The organism is Sporocytophaga myxococcoides DSM 11118, assembly GCF_000426725.1.
GTDB classification, from domain to species: Bacteria; Bacteroidota; Bacteroidia; order Cytophagales; family Cytophagaceae; genus Sporocytophaga; species Sporocytophaga myxococcoides.
This window is the reverse complement of sequence record NZ_AUFX01000004.1, coordinates 532,570-550,828: the sequence shown is the minus strand read 5'-3', so window position 1 is coordinate 550,828 and position 18,259 is coordinate 532,570. Positions and strand designations below refer to the sequence as shown.

Here is an 18,259-nt window from a genome sequence, read left to right as displayed (position 1 = left end):
CCTAAAACATGAGTAACAGAAAAAGTTATATATTTACCCTAAATTAATTTAACCTTAAAACAATTTAACAATTTAAAAAAGTATGAAAAAAATCTCAAAATTCTTTTCAATGCTGGCGTTTGCGGCTGTTGCACTTTTATCAAGCTGTTCTGATGATGATGATCCGAAACCAGCACCAAGCCTTGACTTCGTTGCAGGAACAGGATATACAACAGGTGATGTTACTTTAGCTCCAGGTTCAACTCTAAAAGTAAAATGGGTTGCTAACAAAGGTGACAAAGACATGAAGACTTTCGCTATCACAAAAGATGGTGCTTATTTAGCTGATTATGCTCCGGATGGTGCTGGTTCAAATCCTTACAACCTAACTGGATCTAATCAAAATACTTATCAAGGCGAAATCTCTACTGTGGTTTCTTCCGATCTAGGAACTTCTGATACGTATACATTTGTAGTTACTGACAAAGACGGAAATTCAACAAGCAAATCTATCAAAGTGACAATTGGTACTGCTCAGTCAGGCGCAATCAACACTTACAGTGCAGTATTGCTTGGTAACGAGAACAATGCAACTACAGGAAGTTTTTATGATGTAAATACAAATACAGTATACGGACAGGCTGCTGCTAAAACTAACCAAAGCCTTGTTGACTTTGTTTATTACCATGGTGCAACTAATGGTGCTGCAATTGCTGCTCCAAGCAACGGAGATGCAGCTGCAATCTATAACAATGCTACCAGCGGTCTTCAAACTTGGACTACAAAAAATGCAACTGTATTTAAAACTACTTCTTTAAATGAGGCTGCGTTTAATGCAATAACCTATGGTTCTGAAATTGAACTAGCTGCTTCTGGCGCTACTGATTCTCAGGTTAAAAATCTTGCTGCTAATCAGGTATTCGCATTCAAAACTGTTGATGGAAAAAATGGTCTAGTGCTTGTAAAGAGCATTACTGGATCTGCTACAACTTCTGGAGCAATTACAATCAATGTAAAAGTACAGCAATAATCCTCCTTAAGTGATTATTAAAGATAAAGAGGCTGTCCATTTGGGCAGCCTTTTTTTTGGCCATTTTTCATTTACAAATTTAAAGACATCGCTTAAGCAAACCTAAACTCACCCGAATGTCACATGCCATAAATGTAAAGCTTTCGACGGAAGTTTTCATTTCAAAGCCACATACGGTTTTAAAATATTGAGTCGAATAGAGGACCCTATTCGGCTCAATATTTATTGTTTTTTGAGTCAAATAATTTGTATGTGTGGTTCACGGCATATTGATTGCCTATTATCAGACATGCTTGATTTTATCTAAAACCCTTCAAAATTTGAAGACTATTGGAATAGTGTTTTTGATGACATCCCTCCCGGTGGGATATATTATTTTAATTTCAATCTTTGCATTCGGTTAAACATCTGGTCAATTTATTCTCTTCTTTTTTCTAAAAGTATACTAAGGAGTATTATTTTCGTCCAGCAATAAATCTTCCTTGCTCTTTTTACTTATATGAAGGGACCCATTCCCAAGACATTCAATAAAAATCTATTCCGAAATTTTATTCAGGATGCTGCTAGCATCCGGGTAATTGCAATTAGCATTGCTTTACTTATTGTAATATTTTTTGTCTTCTTTCATAAAGAAGAATTGGTACTTTTTCCTTCGGCCGAAAAGCTGAATGTGAATTTTTATACTGACAAAAATGACAATGGCATGTCAACAGTATTAAGCTCAAACCGGAATGATTCTGTTATAGGTTTTCACTTCATGCTTAAAAAGGGATTTGTGGTGCCTTATTCAGGAATTAATCTCGCAAAAGCTGAATATCAGGTTTTTGATGTTTCGGATTACAACAGATTGGAAGTTAGAGTTTCCTCAAAAAACGTTTCAGATCTTCTTATCTTTTTAGTTACAAAGGACAAAAATGTCAAAGATACAAATCACAGGTTGAGGGATCGGCATACCTCAACAAATGTTGAAATCTCGGATAAAAGGCAGACCTTGAGGTTAAAATTTAAAAATTTTTCTACTCCAGACTGGTGGTTTACAGCTATTGGTCAGCCCAAAAGTGATTTTTCCGAGCCGGAATGGAATAGCCTGAATCAGCTTTCTTTTGCAACTGGCCTTAACCCTATACTCGGGAAGGAAAGTGCTATAGAATTATACAAGGTGCGTTTTTACAGAGACAACACAGAAGTCCTGGTAGCTATGGCAATTGGAGAATTTTTCGTTGTTTTGAGTTTGTTACTTCGGTTTTATTTAAAGGGTTTAAAATCTGGCGAGAATTCAAATTCTGTTAATATTCGGTATAGACCTGTGACAATAGACGAAAAGCCTGAAACGGGCTTTAGTTTTTTAGACTATATCAATGAGAATTTTAATAATTCGGAATTGGATCTTTCTCAAATATCTAAAGCCACTGGTGTAAACCAAAGATATATTTCAGACACGATTTCGGACAAATTCCAGGTTAATTTTAAAACCTATGTAAACCAAATCAGGATAAACGAAGCAAAAAGACTTTTAAAAGAATCTGACCTTAATATAAGTGAAATTGCCTATTCTGTTGGTTTTAGCAGTCCGGGAAGTTTTAATAGAGTATTCAAAAGTATGACAGGCAAGACTCCATCTGAGTTTCAGGAAAAGCCTGAGTAGAAATAAATTGCATTTTTTGAGAAGCATTTTTCGGGTTTTGTGAATAGTTATTATTGGAAACATGCCATAATTGTACATCCTAATTATGGTAATGACAATACTCAACTATACTCCACTATATGAAAAGAAAATTACTGTTTGCATTAAGCTTATTTCTTGTAGTCATCAATTCCTATTCTCAGGATTTTGTAAAAAGAGAAGGCAAAAAACTCAAATTTAAGGGGGAGGAAATATATCTCAGAGGGATGGCTTTTGGTAATGTTGTTTATTCTGATAACCTGTCTCCTTCACTTCACCATTCAGAAGTTGATTTACAACGAGTTCATAATCTTGGAATGAATGCCATCCGGTTTTATTTAAACTATAAAACATTCGAAGATGATGCTAATCCTTATACTTATAAACAAAGTGGGTGGGACTGGATAGATAAAAATGTGCAATGGGCTAAAAATCACGGTATTTTTCTGATACTTAACATGCATGTACCGCAGGGAGGTTACCAGTCAGCTTGTAAAGGAGATGCTTTATGGACAAACCTTGAAAATCAAAAGCGACTTTCAGCTCTTTGGAAAGCAATTGCTGATCGTTATAAAGATGAACCTCAGATCGGAGCTTATGATATTCTGAATGAACCAACACCATCTGGGAGCATTCAAAACTGGAGCAACCTTGCTCAGCAAATTATCGATAGCATAAGGAGCGTTGATGTCAATCACCTGATTGTGACAGAAAGAGCTCTAGCATTGAATTGTGATTATAGCTATTCCGATGCGAACAATAATTACCCGCAGATTACGGAAGAAAATCTTATGTATACCGTCCACCTTTATGATCCTTATGAATTTACTCATCAGAATCTTGACTGGGCTAATACCGGGGATGGGGGAAAGTATCCTGACGAAGATAATATCACTGCGCCATCTGATGCTACATATTTTACCGGAAACTACACCAATCCTTCCATAAGCTCTGGTACCAGCGGTTGGAAATATTATACCGGAAAGCCCTTCACAGTAACAAGCGATGAAATTTTAATGGGGAGGGTTGTTTTTGTGTCCAATAAAATAGGAGCAGGTAAAGTTTATTTTGATGATTTTGTGCTGAAAGAACTAGATGAGAATGGTAATGAAATCAGAACCGTCTTTTCTGTAAATCCTACTTCCGGCACATACTGGTGGTATTCAGCAGATGGCTCAGGGGCTTATTCAGAAGAAAAATCAATTGGTCATAACGACAATTATTCTGTGGCAATCTCCGGAAATAAAGCGGCAGCATCTGTCATTTGCCCCAATTTTGGTTTTAGAGTAACAAAAGGCCACAAATATGTAATAAGTGGCTGGATGAAAGGTGATAATATCCCAGCAGGTGCTACCGCATCTATTACAACTGAATTTTATAATTCACCTTCCAACGCGCCACTAGGGGCTAGAAACTATCAATATCTGGTGGAGAAAATTACTGCATACTCAAAATATATAGAGGACAAAGGTTATCCGGTGTATTTTGGAGAGTTTGGCGCAGCCAGAAATACCTTTAATAATGATAAAGGTGGAGACCGATGGGCTGCAGACGCATTGCATATTTTTGATAGTCTTGGATATCATTTCACCTACCATTCTTATAAGGAATCTTCATTCGGATTATATGACGGATGGGATAGGCCTGTGGATACGACCACCATTAATACCGCCCTTGAAAGAGTTTTCAGAGAATTCTTTGGTACGACCACGGGTCTTTTTTTACCTGGGAAAGCGGATAAATCGTCTTTATTACTTTATCCAAATCCTGGAAGTGAGTATCTGAATATTCACAATCCTGAGAATATGAATATAAACAGAATTGATATCTGTGATATGTTAGGGAATGTGGTGATCACATCACGTGCATGGACTCAAGTAGATATTCATATGTTGCCTAAAGGAAGTTACATTATATTGATGCATCATTCCAGTGGGATATCGCATGGGAAATTGGTTAAGCAATAAATAAGGTGAATTTTTGCTTTGATCTAGGAATTTATTTTATTTCAAAACCTTTGAAATTTCATACTCATAAAAAAGCTGCATGACTTGTCTTGCAGCTTTTTTATTTAAATCAATTATCAGAATACTTCGACTTTAAAACTGTAACTGCCATTTGAAGTTTTTACAGTTGCAAAGAGTAAGCCTTTCATTTGAGTCTGGATATTTGAAGCATCATCAAAGGTTTCTATTTGACCTAAACTGTTCGTCAATACCACTTGTTGAACCGACATTGCATTTTCTATAGCAAAGTTTCCGTTTGACGGATTGGGAAATGGCCTGAATAAAAACTTTTGTTCATTCTGTATATTAGCGACTATCGAAATTTTAGATGGGTCTAGCTTTATCTTACGAAATCCAAATTCATCTTTCAAAAGAAGATTATTATCAGAAGTTTTAGAATATCCATAATCTGCATATGGCAATGTGCTTACCTCATCATAATTTATTTGAAAATCGAAGTCCGGAGTGCCATCAGATTTAAGTCTGTATATTTTTGAAACACAATCTGAATACGAACCTATATTAGGACATTCAGTCAATGTATATATCATTTGATTATCATCAAGAAAAACCGGGTTTTGAACAAATCTAACTTTTGATGAGGTCGTATCAATTCCCAAATCATGGTAAGAAATTTCAATCGCCCCATTGTTGGCGAAACTCTTATCTAAGCTTCCATCTGCATTTAGACGGATTTGAGTGATAGCGGCAGAATTAGTGCTCCAGTTTTTTGTATAGGCTCCTCCAACCAGTATTTTGCCATCCGGCTGAAGGTTCATACTCAACTCTGGATTTATATAGGAGATTGCATAACTAACCGGACCCCCATTGCCAAAGCTCCCATCATTACTTCCGTCAATATTCAGTCTGAAGAAAGTTATTTTATTTGGTTTAAGTTCTGCATCATAAGTCGTTCTCAAATCCATTGAGGTTATGGCAAAGACAATTTTTCCATCAGACTGTATAATGGCGGATTGGAGCTGTTCAATGTAATTCTTATCCCGTGGAATAGTAACCAAACCTTTGTTGCCAAATCCCTGGTCTGCTAAACCATTTTGATTAAACTTTAATATAGTATGTTCATATTCGTGTAACGCCTTATTTTTCATTCCAAAAAGAACAATTTTTTTGTCTGGCGTGACTAGAATTTGAGAAAAATAATCTGTTGAATCAGTTTCGATGATTCTCCTTGGTATAAAGGAATAGTCAGGGCTTCCGTCATTTTTCAGTCTGACCAGGGTGAAACCATTCGCCCTATTGGAAGTGTCAATCCCTAATAATAAAAGCTTGTCTTCCAAATAGACTGCTGCGGCTTCGTCAAAGTCTTTTGTCAGGGTTAAATCATCATATCTGAGAATTCCTTTTCTTCCAAAGGATTCATCAAGCCAGTTCTTTTGGGCTAATGTTTCTGTAATTAAGCCAACACTTAGGATGGCAACAACATATAGTGATTTTAATATTTTTTTCATTTTTTGTCAGATTAAATTTTGAACTTACTAATGGTCCCGATTTCAGATGGCGCCCGCTGAAGTTCAGAACATGTTTAAATTATTTTTGCCGTCTGATTTTTTATAATCTTGATTGGCAGTTCCTGAGACAAATGAATACAGTGAGATGTTACAGAGAATGCAAAAAATTTATAAAAAAAATTAATGATTTCAGTTTATAGTATTGCCTTATGCTTTAAGATCGGAAAGTAATTCTGATTTATGATTAATGTGAGGTCAAGACATGATTTTTGAATAATCTGTATTTAATGTTTAATTCAAACTGTTTGCTAAAACGCTCCATAGGGTCATACAAATATTGAAAATTTGCAGGAGCATAGTTAAGCTGAATAGTAAAAGAATCACCTTGATAACCGGCCATGATTCCAGGCATTACTCCCCATATAATTTTTTTGTATTTAAAGTTTAAATTGATTAGAAGGGAAAGTTTTTTATAGCCTCTAACATCGAAATTTCTAACTCTCATAAGTAAGGCAGGCGTAAAGATGAACTTGGATTTATTGCTTCTTTTTAGAACACAGCCTGCCTGAAATAAAGAGTAGGGTGTCTGATAATGCACTTCATTAAACCTTCCTTTTAATTTATAATAAACCTGGCAGGAGTAGCCCAGGTAGTAATTTTTTGTATTTAGTAAAATGCCAACAGTGTATTTGTATTTCTCCATACTGTAATTTGCTTCAGGGTATAGATAAAGTTGACTAAACGCACTATTTACAGTCTGTTTAGAGTATTCAAAACTGAAACCTGGAGCTAGTGTATATTTGCCACGAAAGGAAATTTTCGGAGAGATGGCAGCAAGAAAATTGTATCCATTCATGGATGAGTTATAATGTCCAGGAACATAATCCATATTAAGATAGGATCCATACTCATATTCAGCAGGTGTTATGGATTCCTGAATATAAGCTGTCTGAAAACCAATGCCCGTGGAGATTTTTTCAATGAACTGATCATAGGATACAGCTGTAGAATACAAAGATTTTGTCCCTATCCGGAATTCATTACTATTCCTGGATTTAGGCTTTATTCCGGCATATATTGATAATCGTCCAGCACCAGTGAAGCCTGCATTGGCTGGGTTGTATTCCAGCGGCAATGCTGTAATCTGGCTTTGTGCCTGCAAATTTTGAAAGCAGCATATAAATGCAAAAGTTAAGATGAAGAATAACTTCATTGGTTTATTGCATTGTCTGATCTGATGGTACTATATAGGGTTTGTTCCCATTCATAAGCTGCTCTTGTTCTTTCAAGTCCTGTGCTTTTCTTATTTCCCTGGCAACCTTTCGTCTTTGAGCAGGAGAAAGTTTGTTTTTAGTAACGTTGTTTTTTTCAAGTACTTTCTTTTCTGCATGATCCGCTGTGAGTGGGTTCGCCATTGGTGCTAGCTTCGTGTTTTCTCCTGTTATCTCATTGTTCAATTCGGGCAATAAATCGCCGGGCTCAATAGTGGCTGAATCGGGAGTAATTTGAATGTCGGATACTTTTAAGCTATTCTCCTGAAGTCTTTCAACTATTTTTGTGTTTAAAATATCTGATTTTGGATTATCCGATTTCACAATTATGATCTTTTCAAGTTGTGTCTTTTCAGAAAATACAGGGCTTTCAGAATGTTTTATCTGTTTCTCTGTTTTAACCGAACCCTTTTGTTGAGTTTTGCTTTCACCCTTTTGTGATTTATAATAAAGAATTAGAATGAATGATAAAGCTGAAAGGACAGCTATGTATTTAAGTAACGTTGAAGACTTCGGATGAAAGTACTTATTTTTTAATAATTGCTGCGCTTCTTGTGGCAAAGGTGACACAGGTAATTGCTGAAGATAAGATTCTTTCCAGAAACCCAACTCTTCCTGATATTCCGGATTTTGCCTTATAAAGGTTTCGACTTTCAATTTTTCCGCATTAGTCAAAGTCCCTTCGCAGTATTCAAAAAGCCATTCTTCTACATTATCTCGGGTTATCTGTGTGCTATTCATAACAACAGTTTTATTTCTTTAATGGAATTTTTTAATTTCTGTCTTCCTCGGAATAGGTATACTTTTACTTGTTCCATACTTAGCCCTGTTATTTTGCCTATTTCTTTATAATCGTACCCTTCAAGGTCTTTCAGAATTATAATAGATCTTTGAATTGAAGGAAGTCCTTCCAGGCATTTTTCGATAATTTCTTTGGTTTCAAATTCTGAATTAAATGGAACCTGTGGTTCATGTAATCCACTCTGTTCTATTGGGACAGACTTCTTTTGCCTGTTTATATGATTAATCATCGAATTATGTGCGACAGAGAATAACCAGGGTTTTATTTTGTTTTCATCTATATTTTTTCTCTCTATCCACAGTTTTGCAAAGCAATCCTGGACAATGTCTTTGGCTAGATCGTTGTCATCGGCACTCTTTGCAACATACCAGAACAGTCTGTTATAATAGAGTTTTACAGCTTCATTATATTTTTCTATTTTCAATTAATTGCAGCTAAAATTGGGATAAACAGCACCTGAGACAAATAAAGGGTTCTGAATGTTACAGACTTTTCATTTTTTAATGAGAAAAAATTGAGATGATTAAAAATGTACTTCTTCTGGTTTGATTTTGTAAGCAGCAAGTTTACATTCAGTCCCAATGCTGACTTTAGCCAGTAGCAGAAGAGAGCCATCTTCAGTCGCCAATATTAACTTTGCTTCATCATGGCTGGAGCTGCCGATTATTTTTTGCCCGGTCGGGATGAGGTCGGCATTGGCCTTAACTACCAGGATGTCCCGGGTCCCGTTTTCTTCTGTAGATCCTGCAATGAAAATTTCCCCATTCATTTGCATAATGGATTTAGGATATTGATTGGTAGGCCGTTCATAGGTGTACTCTTTAATTTTTTTGCCATTAACAGTGGCTTTTGCAATAAAAAAGTCGATTCCAGTTTGATCTGATTGGTTAGAGCCACAAATAAATAATTCTCCGGACTTATTTGCTATAGTGCCATACCCGACCTGATTTCTGTCGTCAAATGAAGTATAGTTCAGGTTCCAATCAAAGTTGCATTGTAAATCAGATTTTATGAGTGAAATATTAGTAAAATTGCCATCCGTGAAATATCCTGTCCATAGTAATTCAGAATTTGGTGTTTGAAATACAGATTGGATACCTTCCCGGAAATCCTGTATGATAAGTTCTTTAGGAGTTGTGCTATTCTTTAAATCGGTCTCTACAGAAATTACTTTTTTCCCTTTTTCAACAGACATTTCTCCAACTAAAAGATATGTCCCGGCTTTGGCTGTTTCGGTTATATAAATCAGCTTCGATAAATAAGAAACTCCTCCATATCCATAATTTTTAACTAACTGAAGCTGGTCATTAAATTCCCATATGAATATATAATTGTTCGTTGAGTTTATAGTGGTGCCGGCAACTATGTAATTTCCATTGGCATTTTTGAAAATAGATTTAACTTCCTCTGGCTGTTGTGTTCCAAAAGATGTTTCGCTTAGTGGTTTCCCTTCTTTAGAAATCTTTAATAGGTATACATTTCCCTCTTTATTGTCTGTGGCAATTAAATAAGAATCATCCGGCAGTTGAAGGGCAGCTATTTCTCCCTGACAGCTTAAGGGGAGCTCAAAAAAACGTTGAAATCCAGGAAATGAAATTTCCTCTTTGTCTTTGTGACAGCTAACACAAAAAATAACAAGCAGGAAATAAATTTTGATTTTCATATGCACAATGTACTTACTAAGCGAAGGTCATTATAATTTTTTATTAATCAGGTGGTTCTTGGCTAATAAAATCTAAAAATCAAAATTAGATTTCTGGCCATCGCATTTCCGGGTAAAGAGAGATATAACACCCGGATTCCTTTAAAATAGAAGGTTTGTAAAAAATAAATGACCCCATTATCGTTTAGGAAAGGGCTCATAAAGAAAAATTCTTTAAATGCACAACTCCAGATATTTTTCTACAGCCTTCAATGTCTCCTCTCTCTTCTCAAACATGCCCATGTGCCCGCACTCAGAGAAAAAATGAACCACACTGTGTTTGGGAAGGTAACATTGCTCTAAACTTTTTTCTAACGGTACTGGTCCATCGTCTTTGCCGACAATGAATAGAACCGGGACTTCTGTTTTTTTCAACACATCAATTCTTTCCTTCCGATCGCGCATTGCTTTGGTTGTTTCAATGATTGATTGGATCGAAGTGTTTTTAGTCGTTTCAATCATCATCTCAATTTCTTCTTTCAGATTTTTTCTGTTCCTCATGAAAAAAAGGGGCTCTACAAAGCTGTCTGCAAAAGGGTCAACGCCATTTTTCTCAATAAATTGAATGGTCCTGTTTCTGTTTTCCTTCTTCTCAAGGCTATCCTCAAAAGCAGTGGAGTGAAACAACCCAAAACCTTTGAGCATTTCAGGATACTTTTCAGCAAAAGCCAGGGCTACATATCCTCCAAGAGAATGTCCAATTATGACACATTCTTTTACAGAAAGATCTTTTAGCAGATTTCTCACTTCATCGGCAAAGTATTCCATGCTCACAGGTATTGTATTCAAGGGACTTTCGCCAAACCCTGGTAAATCTGGAGTGATAACATGATAATCACTTTGGAAATGGTTTAAAAAGTCTTTCCATAGAGACTTTTCTTCACAGAATCCATGTATAAAAACAACAGCAGGCCCGCGGCCTGCTGATTTGTATTTTAAAGATGAAATAGCCATTAAATTTTTTATGTACTCTATTCTTGATGTACAATGCTAGTTAAAGATCTTACCGTATCTACAATTGCTTCTGTACCGTAACCACATTCCTTGTATAGCTGTGGCTGCTCTCCATGTTCTATGATTTTATCCGGGATCCCCAACCTCACTATTTTGGCTGAGTAGTTGTTGTCTGCCATAAATTCAAGAACAGCACTTCCGAATCCACCTTGCAGACAACCATCTTCAACTGTAATGACCTTTTTAAACTTCTTGAAGATTTTGTGTAGAAGTTCTTCGTCAAGTGGCTTGGCAAACCTCATGTCGTAGTGAGCAGGCGTCAGCTCTTCATGATCAAGTATGTTGCATGCGTCTACAGCATTATTGCCTATAGGTCCGAATGTTAGTATTGCAATATCTTCTCCTTCCCTTACTGTACGGCCTTTGCCAATCTCAATCTTTTCGAATGGAAGTCGCCATTCAGGCATTACTCCCTGACCTCTTGGGTATCTTATTGTAAATGGCCCATTCCCATCCAGCTGTGCTGTGTACATGAGGTTTCTCAGTTCACTTTCATTCATTGGAGAAGATACAACCATATTCGGGATGCATCTCATGTATGCAATATCATATGCGCCGTGATGCGTAGGGCCATCGGCGCCTGCAATTCCGGCTCTGTCAAGACAGAAAACCACATGTAAATTCTGAAGGCATACATCGTGAATGACAGAATCGTAAGCACGCTGCATGAAAGAAGAATATATATTGCAAAAAGGAATAAGTCCTTGCGTGGCCAACCCTGCAGAAAAAGTCACTGCATGTTGTTCTGCTATACCAACATCAAATGCCCTGTCAGGCATTTTGTCCATCATTATGTTTAATGAAGAGCCTGATGGCATAGCTGGGGTAATTCCCATAATTTTAGAATTCTTTTCTGCGAGCTCAACTATCGTATGGCCGAAAACATCCTGAAATTTAGGCGCCTGAGGTGTATCATAATGTTTGATACTGATTTCTCCGGTGAGCTTATCAAATTTTCCTGGAGCGTGCCACTTCACCTGATCTTTTTCAGCAAGAGGGAAACCTTTGCCTTTCGTTGTAACGCAATGAAGGATTTTGGGTCCTGGAATATTTTTAAGATCATTAAAGATATTTACCAGGTGGTCAATGTCATGACCGTCTACCGGACCAAAATATCTTATTTTTAGAGATTCAAAAAGATTGCTGTTTTTTAACAAAGAAGATTTTAAAGCAGTCTCAATTTTGGAAGCAATAGTCTGAGCGTTAGGCCCGAATTTACTTATTTTGCCCAAAATATGCCATGCCTCATCTCTGAGCTTATTATAAGTCTGTGATGTGGTAATGTCTGTAAGATAATCCTTAAGGGCCCCAACATTTGGGTCAATTGCCATGCAATTGTCATTGAGTACGATTAACAGATTGCTGTTTGAAACTCCGGCATGATTCATTGCTTCGAAAGCAAGCCCAGCCGTTAAAGCGCCATCACCGATTACTGCTATATGCTGTTTGTCAGACTCTTGTTTGTATTTAGATCCCACAGCCATGCCGAGTGCTGCAGAAATTGATGTGGAAGAGTGTCCTACACCAAATGAATCATAAGGGCTTTCGCTTCTTTTCGGAAAACCGGAAATTCCTTTGTAAAGCCTGTTTGTATGAAAAACGTCCCTTCTGCCTGTCAGAATTTTGTGGCCATAGGCCTGGTGTCCCACATCCCAGACAAGCTGATCTTTAGGGGTATTAAATACATAATGAAGCGCAACAGTAAGTTCGACCACGCCAAGCCCGGCAGCGAAATGCCCTCCATAAACGGAAACATTGTCAACAATGAACTGTCTAAGCTCAGTACAAACCTGGTAAAGTTGCGTTTCATCCAGTTTTCTCAGATCTTCAGGAGAGTTGATCTGACCCAATAATTTTCCCGGTTTTATTAACATGGCAAGTCCAAACTAAAACAAAGATAAAAGAATATATGTTTTCTTAAATTAAAAAAAGAAAAAATGTGCCTCCGGCAAATAACGCCAGCGTTACTTAGATATTATACTCACTTTTTTATAAAAGGATTTTTTTAAAAGGGTGTTAATAATCGAGAAAACTAATTTTGTAACGCCATTTGTTAAAAATCAGTGGTTTAAATTTTTTCGATAGTAATCATGGTCTTGATTATAAATCAGGATTGATTTTGCCGTTTGAAAGACTACTGTTAAATTTACTAAGTGAGCTTCGAAATTAAATTACCCCTCTTTACCGGTCCGTTTGACCTATTGCTCTTTTTCATCGAGAGAGATGAGCTGGATATTTATGATATTCCTATTTCAAAAATAACCAATGACTTCCTTGAGTACATCCATCGATTGGAAGAGATGAATATTGAGGTTGCCAGTGAATTTATCCTTGTTGCGGCTACCTTGATGAGAGTGAAGGCCAAAATGTTATTGCCAAGACCAGAAATTGACGAACAAGGCAATGAGGTCGATCCGAGGGAAGAACTTGTGGCTCATCTTTTGGAGTACAAAAAATACAAGAGTATTATTAATGACCTCGCTAATCTTGAAGAGGAACGAATGAACCTCGAAAAGAGAGGTAACATTGTAAAGGAGATAAAGCAACTTTCAGAAGTAAGTGATGTAGAATCAGAACTTCAGGACATTGACCTTTACAAGCTTCTCAAAGTTTATGAAAGGGTACTTAGAAAATTCGAAGAAGAAAAGAATAAGCCTATTCACACAGTGGTGCAATATCCTTATACTATTGAAAATCAGAAAGAATATATTTTAGCCAAGCTTAGTGATGTTGCAAGGTTATCTTTTGAAGATGTGATCTCAGAGTACAGGACAAAAATAGCTATGGTTTACAACTTCCTTGCAATTCTGGAACTATTGACACAAGGTTATCTTATGATTTATGTAGGAGAAGGATTTAATAATTTCTGGGTAGAGAAGAGGCAGGCACAGACGGAAGAAGTAACAGAGCTATAGGCACAAAGCTGAAAGCGTAAGGCGAAAAGCTGAAAACAGAGAGCAACTTATTTTCTGCTTTCAGCTTTTTGCTTTTCGCTTTATTAAAATTGCTCCAGTCCTGAGAAGAAGAAGCTTCCTTCGATAGCTGCATTCTCATCAGAGTCAGATCCGTGGATTGCGTTTGCTTCGATTGATTTAGCATACAATTTACGGATAGTACCATCTTCCGCATTTGCAGGGTTTGTAGCACCGATCAATTTACGGAAATCAGCTACTGCATTTTCTTTCTCAAGAATCATTGGCACGATAAATCCGCTTGACATATACTTCTTAAGATCATTGTAGAAAGGTCTTTCTTTGTGCACTTCATAAAATTGACCTGCACGCTCTTCAGAAAGTTTAAATTTTTTTAATGCCACAATTCTGAATCCCGCTTCTTCGATCATCTTTAGAATTGCGCCTGAATTACCTGCTGCTACTGCATCAGGTTTAATCATTGAAAAAGTTCTGTTACCAGCCATATTTTTGTTGTTAGGGTTACAAATTTCAGAGCGCAAAATTATACAGATTCCTGAAATATTGGTTTTTTTTTAAAAAATTCTCATTTTGCGCCGATTCTCTAATTTTTTATAATCAAAAGCTAGAGAATTTTGTTTAAGCATAATTAAATTCTACGGGTCTACTCGTCCAAGAAATCAATGCAGGATCTTGTATCTCTAAGGGAAATCCTAAGGACTCCAAAAAAAATTGTTATCACAACTCATGCAAAACCTGATGCTGATGCCTTGGGATCTTCGCTTGCGATGTGGGCTTATCTCAAGAAAAAAGGGCATGATCCAAAGGTAATTACCCCAACCGATTATCCTACTTTTCTTAACTGGATGAATGGTAATGATGAGGTGATTGTGTATGAAGAGAATGTGGAGTTGTCTACAAAATTGGTAAAGGAAGCAGAAGTTATTTTTTGTCTGGATTTTTCCGCTCTCAGCAGAATAAATGATCTGGGAGATCTCATAAAAAATGCCTCTGCCACAAAAGTTCTGATTGATCACCATCTTGAACCTGAGTATTTTGCTGACTTTGTTTTCTGGGATATAAAAGCTGCCGCGACGGCTGTGCTTATTTATAAGCTTATTATCGGCTTGGGTGACAGAGAATACCTTGATACTTGTATAGGTGAATGCATCTATGCAGGAATCATGACAGACACGGGATCATTCAGGCATCCAAGCACCAATAAGGAAGTGCATATGATTATTGCTGAACTTCTGAATCTTGCTGTCGATGTGTCGAGAATTCATAGATTGATTTACGACAACAATTCTGAAGCTAAACTTAGATTTTTAGGTTTTGCACTTATGGAGAAACTTGTGGTAAATAGAGATCTGTACGCTGCCTATATTGCAATTTCTGAAGCAGATTTGAAAAGATTCGATTCTCAGACGGGTGATACGGAGGGATTGGTCAACTATGCTCTGTCTATTGATGGTGTTGTCATTGCTGCAGTTATCATAGACAGGCCAGATTCTGTAAAACTATCTTTCAGGTCTAAAGGTGATTTTTCGGTCAATGAATTTGCAAGAAGGCATTTTGAGGGTGGTGGCCATTTAAATGCAGCAGGAGGAAAATCAAATCTGAACCTTGAAGATACTATAAAGAAATTTATTGAAGTGCTTCCCGCGTATAAAGAACAATTGTATCAGAACTATAAACTAGAAAAATCATTATGTTAAAGAAAAGTGTTGCGGCAGTTGGCCTATGTATTTTAGCCGCTTCCGGTATCCTGTCTTCATGCGACGGATACAAAAAAACGGAGAATGGTCTTAAATACAAAATAGTAAAGGACTCAACTGGTGGTAAGAAAATTGAGGTTGGAAGCGTAGCCCTTGTACAGATGAGCTATAAAAATGAAAAAGATACTTTCAGCACAGCAAAGCAAAATTACGGAAACCCTATAGATATTCTTGTTTCTGAATCTCCTTTCAAAGGAAGTCTTGAAGAAGGTTTGGTGCTGCTCAGCGAAGGTGATAGCGCCATCTTTCTAGTGAGCAGTGACTCTCTTTACCAAAAGAGGTTCAATACTCAAATGCCAAAAGAAATTAAACCAGGTAGCTTCACCACATTCAATGTGAAGGTAGTAAAAGTTTATACCAAAGCTGAGGTAGCTGCTGAAAGAGAAAAGTATAAGAAACAGCAGCAGGACATGAATAAGCAGCAAATGGCAATGGTCGAAGATTATATCACGAAAATGCTTGATTCTGCTTCTGTAAAAGCCCAACTAGCAACAGACCATGCTATCATTGACAAAAAATTGAAATCAGAAGGTATTAATGCTCAAAGAACCAAGCATGGTGTTTCATATTTGATTACTAAAGATGCAGATTCTCCACTTATCGCTCCAGGCGATACTGTTACTGTTGAGTACACTGGAAAGTTGCTTGATGGTACTACATTCGATTCATCAGTAGGTAAAGATCCGTTTACTGTTGTTGTTGGGCTAGGTAGAGTTATCCCTGGTTGGGAGGATGCTCTTCAGGTGCTTGGTAAAGGTGATAAGGCTACAATCTTTATTCCATCTCCTCTTGGTTATGGAAAGACTGGAGTACCTGATCCTGCAAACAAAGATAAATTCCTGATCCCTAAAAATGCACCTCTAGTATTTGATATCGAAGTGCTTGATGTTAAAAAGTAATATTCTTTAATAAGTAATAGATAAAGGGTTGTTCTTGTTGAGCAACCCTTTTTCTTTAAACCAATTTTTTTAATCTCCGTTTTTCTTTCTAAAATTTGGTTATGAAACATTTAATATATTTTTGCTTTCTTTTTTTACTTACGCTTAGCAAAGCTTTTGCTGAAGGAGATACCATTACAACAAAATCCGGCTTAAAGTATGTTGTGAAGAAAAAAGGTACGGGAAAGAAAGCATATGAAGGGGCTAAAGTAAAAGTGCATTACAGAGGAAAGTTTACTGATGGGAAACAGTTTGACAGCAGCTATGACTCCGGAGGGCCTTTTCAGTTTGTTCTTGGAAATAAAGAAGTAATCCCTGGGTGGGATGAAGGTGTTCTTTTGATGTCAGAAGGCGAAGAAGGGGTCTTGATAGTTCCCGGTAATCTTGGATATGGTAAAAAAGGAGTAAAAGATGATGAACACCCAGGAGCTTATTTAATACCTCCTAATGCAACTTTGATATTTGATATGCATTTGATAAAAGTAAAGTAATGGCTCTTTCAGAGCCATTTTTTTCTTTTGAAATAGAATAGCATTGCTACTAAAATTGTCAGGCATGTAGCCAGAAATCCAAAATAGCCATATTTCCACTTTAATTCAGGTATAAAGTCAAAATTCATCCCATATATTCCAGCCAAAAATGACAATGGTATAAATATGGTAGAGATAACAGTAAGAACCTTCATAACTGCATTCATCTTATTGCTTATACTTGACATATAAAGATCAAGCATGCCTCCAGATAAATCTCTAAAAGATTCCAGAGTATCTATGATCTGAACAGTATGGTCATATACATCCTTGAAATAGGTTTGAGTAGTTGAGGAAATTTGTTCAAACTCTTCTCTTTCAAATTTCATTAGTACCTCGCGCAAGGGCCAGATGGACTTTCTCAATAGTATCAGTTCGCGTTTTATAGAGTATAATTCATTGAGAATGTCTTCTGTAGGCTCTATAATAAGTGCATCTTCTATGTCTTCAAGTTTTTCCCCGATTCTTTCAAGTATGATAAAGTAATTGTCAACAATTGTATCTATGAGGGTATAGAAAAGATAATCAGACGGAGATTTTCTGAGTTTCCCTTTGTTAGTCCTGATTCGAAATCTGTTAGGATCGAACACATCCCCGCCGGCTTCCTGAAAAGATAATACATAGTTGCGACCTAAAACAATACTGATTTGTTCCACTGAAATGCAATTTTTCTCATCATCATAGCTCAGCATATTTAATGTAGTAAAGAGCTGTTCGTCAAAGTCGTCTACTTTTGGCCTCTGGCCTGCGATGGAAATGTCTTCAAGCAACAGTGCATGCAGGTTAAATATTTCACCAATCTTGCTAAGGCTTTTGCTGTCTTCAGTTCCGTCAATGTTAATCCAGGAGACCCTATCTGCATTTCTATATTGTTCCAGTTCTTCAAGGTTTGTAATAGACCGTTCTTCGAGGAATGCTTCATTATAGCTCATAACGGTTATTGATGATGCAGTACCGATATTTTCTCTTTCTGCAAGGGTTCCGGGTGAGAGTCCTGCTTTTCTTGTATTGTGAGGTCTTACACTTCTCATGGCATTAGTTAAAAAGTGAATATAAACAAGCGTATAGTATTATCCGGAATTACAAGAGAATAAAAGGGTGAATGTTTGTAAATCCGCAATTAAAAGTTGCTAGATAGATAGAAAAAAAGCGGCACTTGGCCGCT

The 18,259-nt window shown here is 36.8% G+C and carries 16 protein-coding genes; 7 read left to right on the top strand and 9 right to left on the bottom strand.

The annotated features are described in order from the left end of the window. Nucleotides 1-82: 82 nt before the first annotated feature. The 3 genes from K350_RS0105205 (at nucleotide 83) to K350_RS30800 (ending at nucleotide 4,639) form a co-directional block, all read left to right on the top strand. A complete protein-coding gene (locus K350_RS0105205; RefSeq protein ID WP_028979003.1) occupies nucleotides 83-1,009 on the top strand; it encodes a hypothetical protein in 927 nt (308 codons plus the stop codon). 499 nt (nucleotides 1,010-1,508) lie between these two features. Then, nucleotides 1,509-2,654 (top strand): helix-turn-helix domain-containing protein, encoded by a 1,146-nt coding sequence (locus K350_RS0105200; RefSeq protein WP_028979002.1) that lies wholly within the window; start codon nucleotides 1,509-1,511, stop codon nucleotides 2,652-2,654. A gap of 119 nt (nucleotides 2,655-2,773) precedes the next feature. Then, nucleotides 2,774-4,639 carry a cellulase family glycosylhydrolase gene (locus tag K350_RS30800; RefSeq protein WP_051312882.1) on the top strand — a complete coding sequence of 622 codons (1,866 nt, stop codon included), beginning with the start codon at nucleotides 2,774-2,776 and terminating at the stop codon, nucleotides 4,637-4,639. A gap of 116 nt (nucleotides 4,640-4,755) precedes the next feature. Here K350_RS30800 and K350_RS0105190 read toward each other — a convergent pair whose 3' ends face one another. From K350_RS0105190 to dxs, 7 genes are all read right to left on the bottom strand, one after another. Continuing rightward, complete coding sequence (locus K350_RS0105190; RefSeq protein ID WP_028979001.1) at nucleotides 4,756-6,147, bottom strand: delta-60 repeat domain-containing protein; 1,392 nt, start codon at nucleotides 6,145-6,147, stop codon at nucleotides 4,756-4,758. Between the two features lie 244 nt (nucleotides 6,148-6,391). Beyond that, complete coding sequence (locus K350_RS0105185; protein WP_156026936.1) at nucleotides 6,392-7,360, bottom strand: PorP/SprF family type IX secretion system membrane protein; 969 nt, start codon at nucleotides 7,358-7,360, stop codon at nucleotides 6,392-6,394. Between the two features lie 4 nt (nucleotides 7,361-7,364). Then, nucleotides 7,365-8,159, bottom strand: a complete 795-nt coding sequence (locus K350_RS0105180; RefSeq protein ID WP_028978999.1) for a hypothetical protein — start codon at nucleotides 8,157-8,159, stop codon at nucleotides 7,365-7,367. Beyond that, nucleotides 8,156-8,644 carry an RNA polymerase sigma factor gene (locus tag K350_RS0105175; protein WP_028978998.1) on the bottom strand — a complete coding sequence of 163 codons (489 nt, stop codon included), beginning with the start codon at nucleotides 8,642-8,644 and terminating at the stop codon, nucleotides 8,156-8,158. The genes K350_RS0105180 and K350_RS0105175 overlap by 4 nt, the downstream gene beginning before the upstream one ends. A 99-nt stretch (nucleotides 8,645-8,743) precedes the next feature. After that, the gene (locus K350_RS0105170) at nucleotides 8,744-9,883 is read right to left on the bottom strand and encodes a hypothetical protein (protein ID WP_028978997.1); all 1,140 of its coding nucleotides are present in this window, start codon (nucleotides 9,881-9,883) and stop codon (nucleotides 8,744-8,746) included. Between the two features lie 213 nt (nucleotides 9,884-10,096). After that, the gene (locus K350_RS0105165; RefSeq protein WP_037573990.1) at nucleotides 10,097-10,876 is read right to left on the bottom strand and encodes an alpha/beta fold hydrolase; all 780 of its coding nucleotides are present in this window, start codon (nucleotides 10,874-10,876) and stop codon (nucleotides 10,097-10,099) included. Between the two features lie 17 nt (nucleotides 10,877-10,893). Then, nucleotides 10,894-12,810, bottom strand: coding sequence for a 1-deoxy-D-xylulose-5-phosphate synthase (dxs, locus tag K350_RS0105160; protein ID WP_028978995.1), 1,917 nt, complete (start codon nucleotides 12,808-12,810; stop codon nucleotides 10,894-10,896). 279 nt (nucleotides 12,811-13,089) lie between these two features. Between dxs and K350_RS0105155 the strand changes: the two genes are divergently transcribed. After that, a complete protein-coding gene (locus K350_RS0105155) occupies nucleotides 13,090-13,851 on the top strand; it encodes a segregation and condensation protein A (protein WP_028978994.1) in 762 nt (253 codons plus the stop codon). Between the two features lie 83 nt (nucleotides 13,852-13,934). Here K350_RS0105155 and K350_RS0105150 read toward each other — a convergent pair whose 3' ends face one another. Continuing rightward, entirely contained in the window at nucleotides 13,935-14,354 is a 420-nt protein-coding gene (locus K350_RS0105150) for a nucleoside-diphosphate kinase (protein ID WP_028978993.1), read from the bottom strand. A gap of 177 nt (nucleotides 14,355-14,531) precedes the next feature. Between K350_RS0105150 and K350_RS0105145 the strand changes: the two genes are divergently transcribed. The 3 genes from K350_RS0105145 (at nucleotide 14,532) to K350_RS0105135 (ending at nucleotide 17,055) form a co-directional block, all read left to right on the top strand. Beyond that, nucleotides 14,532-15,566, top strand: a complete 1,035-nt coding sequence (locus tag K350_RS0105145; protein WP_028978992.1) for a DHH family phosphoesterase — start codon at nucleotides 14,532-14,534, stop codon at nucleotides 15,564-15,566. Beyond that, on the top strand, nucleotides 15,560-16,525 hold the full coding sequence (locus tag K350_RS0105140; RefSeq protein WP_028978991.1) for an FKBP-type peptidyl-prolyl cis-trans isomerase: 966 nt from the start codon (nucleotides 15,560-15,562) through the stop codon (nucleotides 16,523-16,525). Before K350_RS0105145 ends, K350_RS0105140 begins: the two co-directional genes overlap by 7 nt. Nucleotides 16,526-16,626: 101 nt before the next feature. Then, nucleotides 16,627-17,055, top strand: coding sequence for an FKBP-type peptidyl-prolyl cis-trans isomerase (locus tag K350_RS0105135; protein WP_037573987.1), 429 nt, complete (start codon nucleotides 16,627-16,629; stop codon nucleotides 17,053-17,055). Between the two features lie 8 nt (nucleotides 17,056-17,063). Here the strand turns inward: K350_RS0105135 and corA are convergent, their stop codons facing one another. Beyond that, a complete protein-coding gene (gene corA, locus K350_RS0105130; protein WP_028978989.1) occupies nucleotides 17,064-18,125 on the bottom strand; it encodes a magnesium/cobalt transporter CorA in 1,062 nt (353 codons plus the stop codon). Nucleotides 18,126-18,259: the final 134 nt, after the last annotated feature.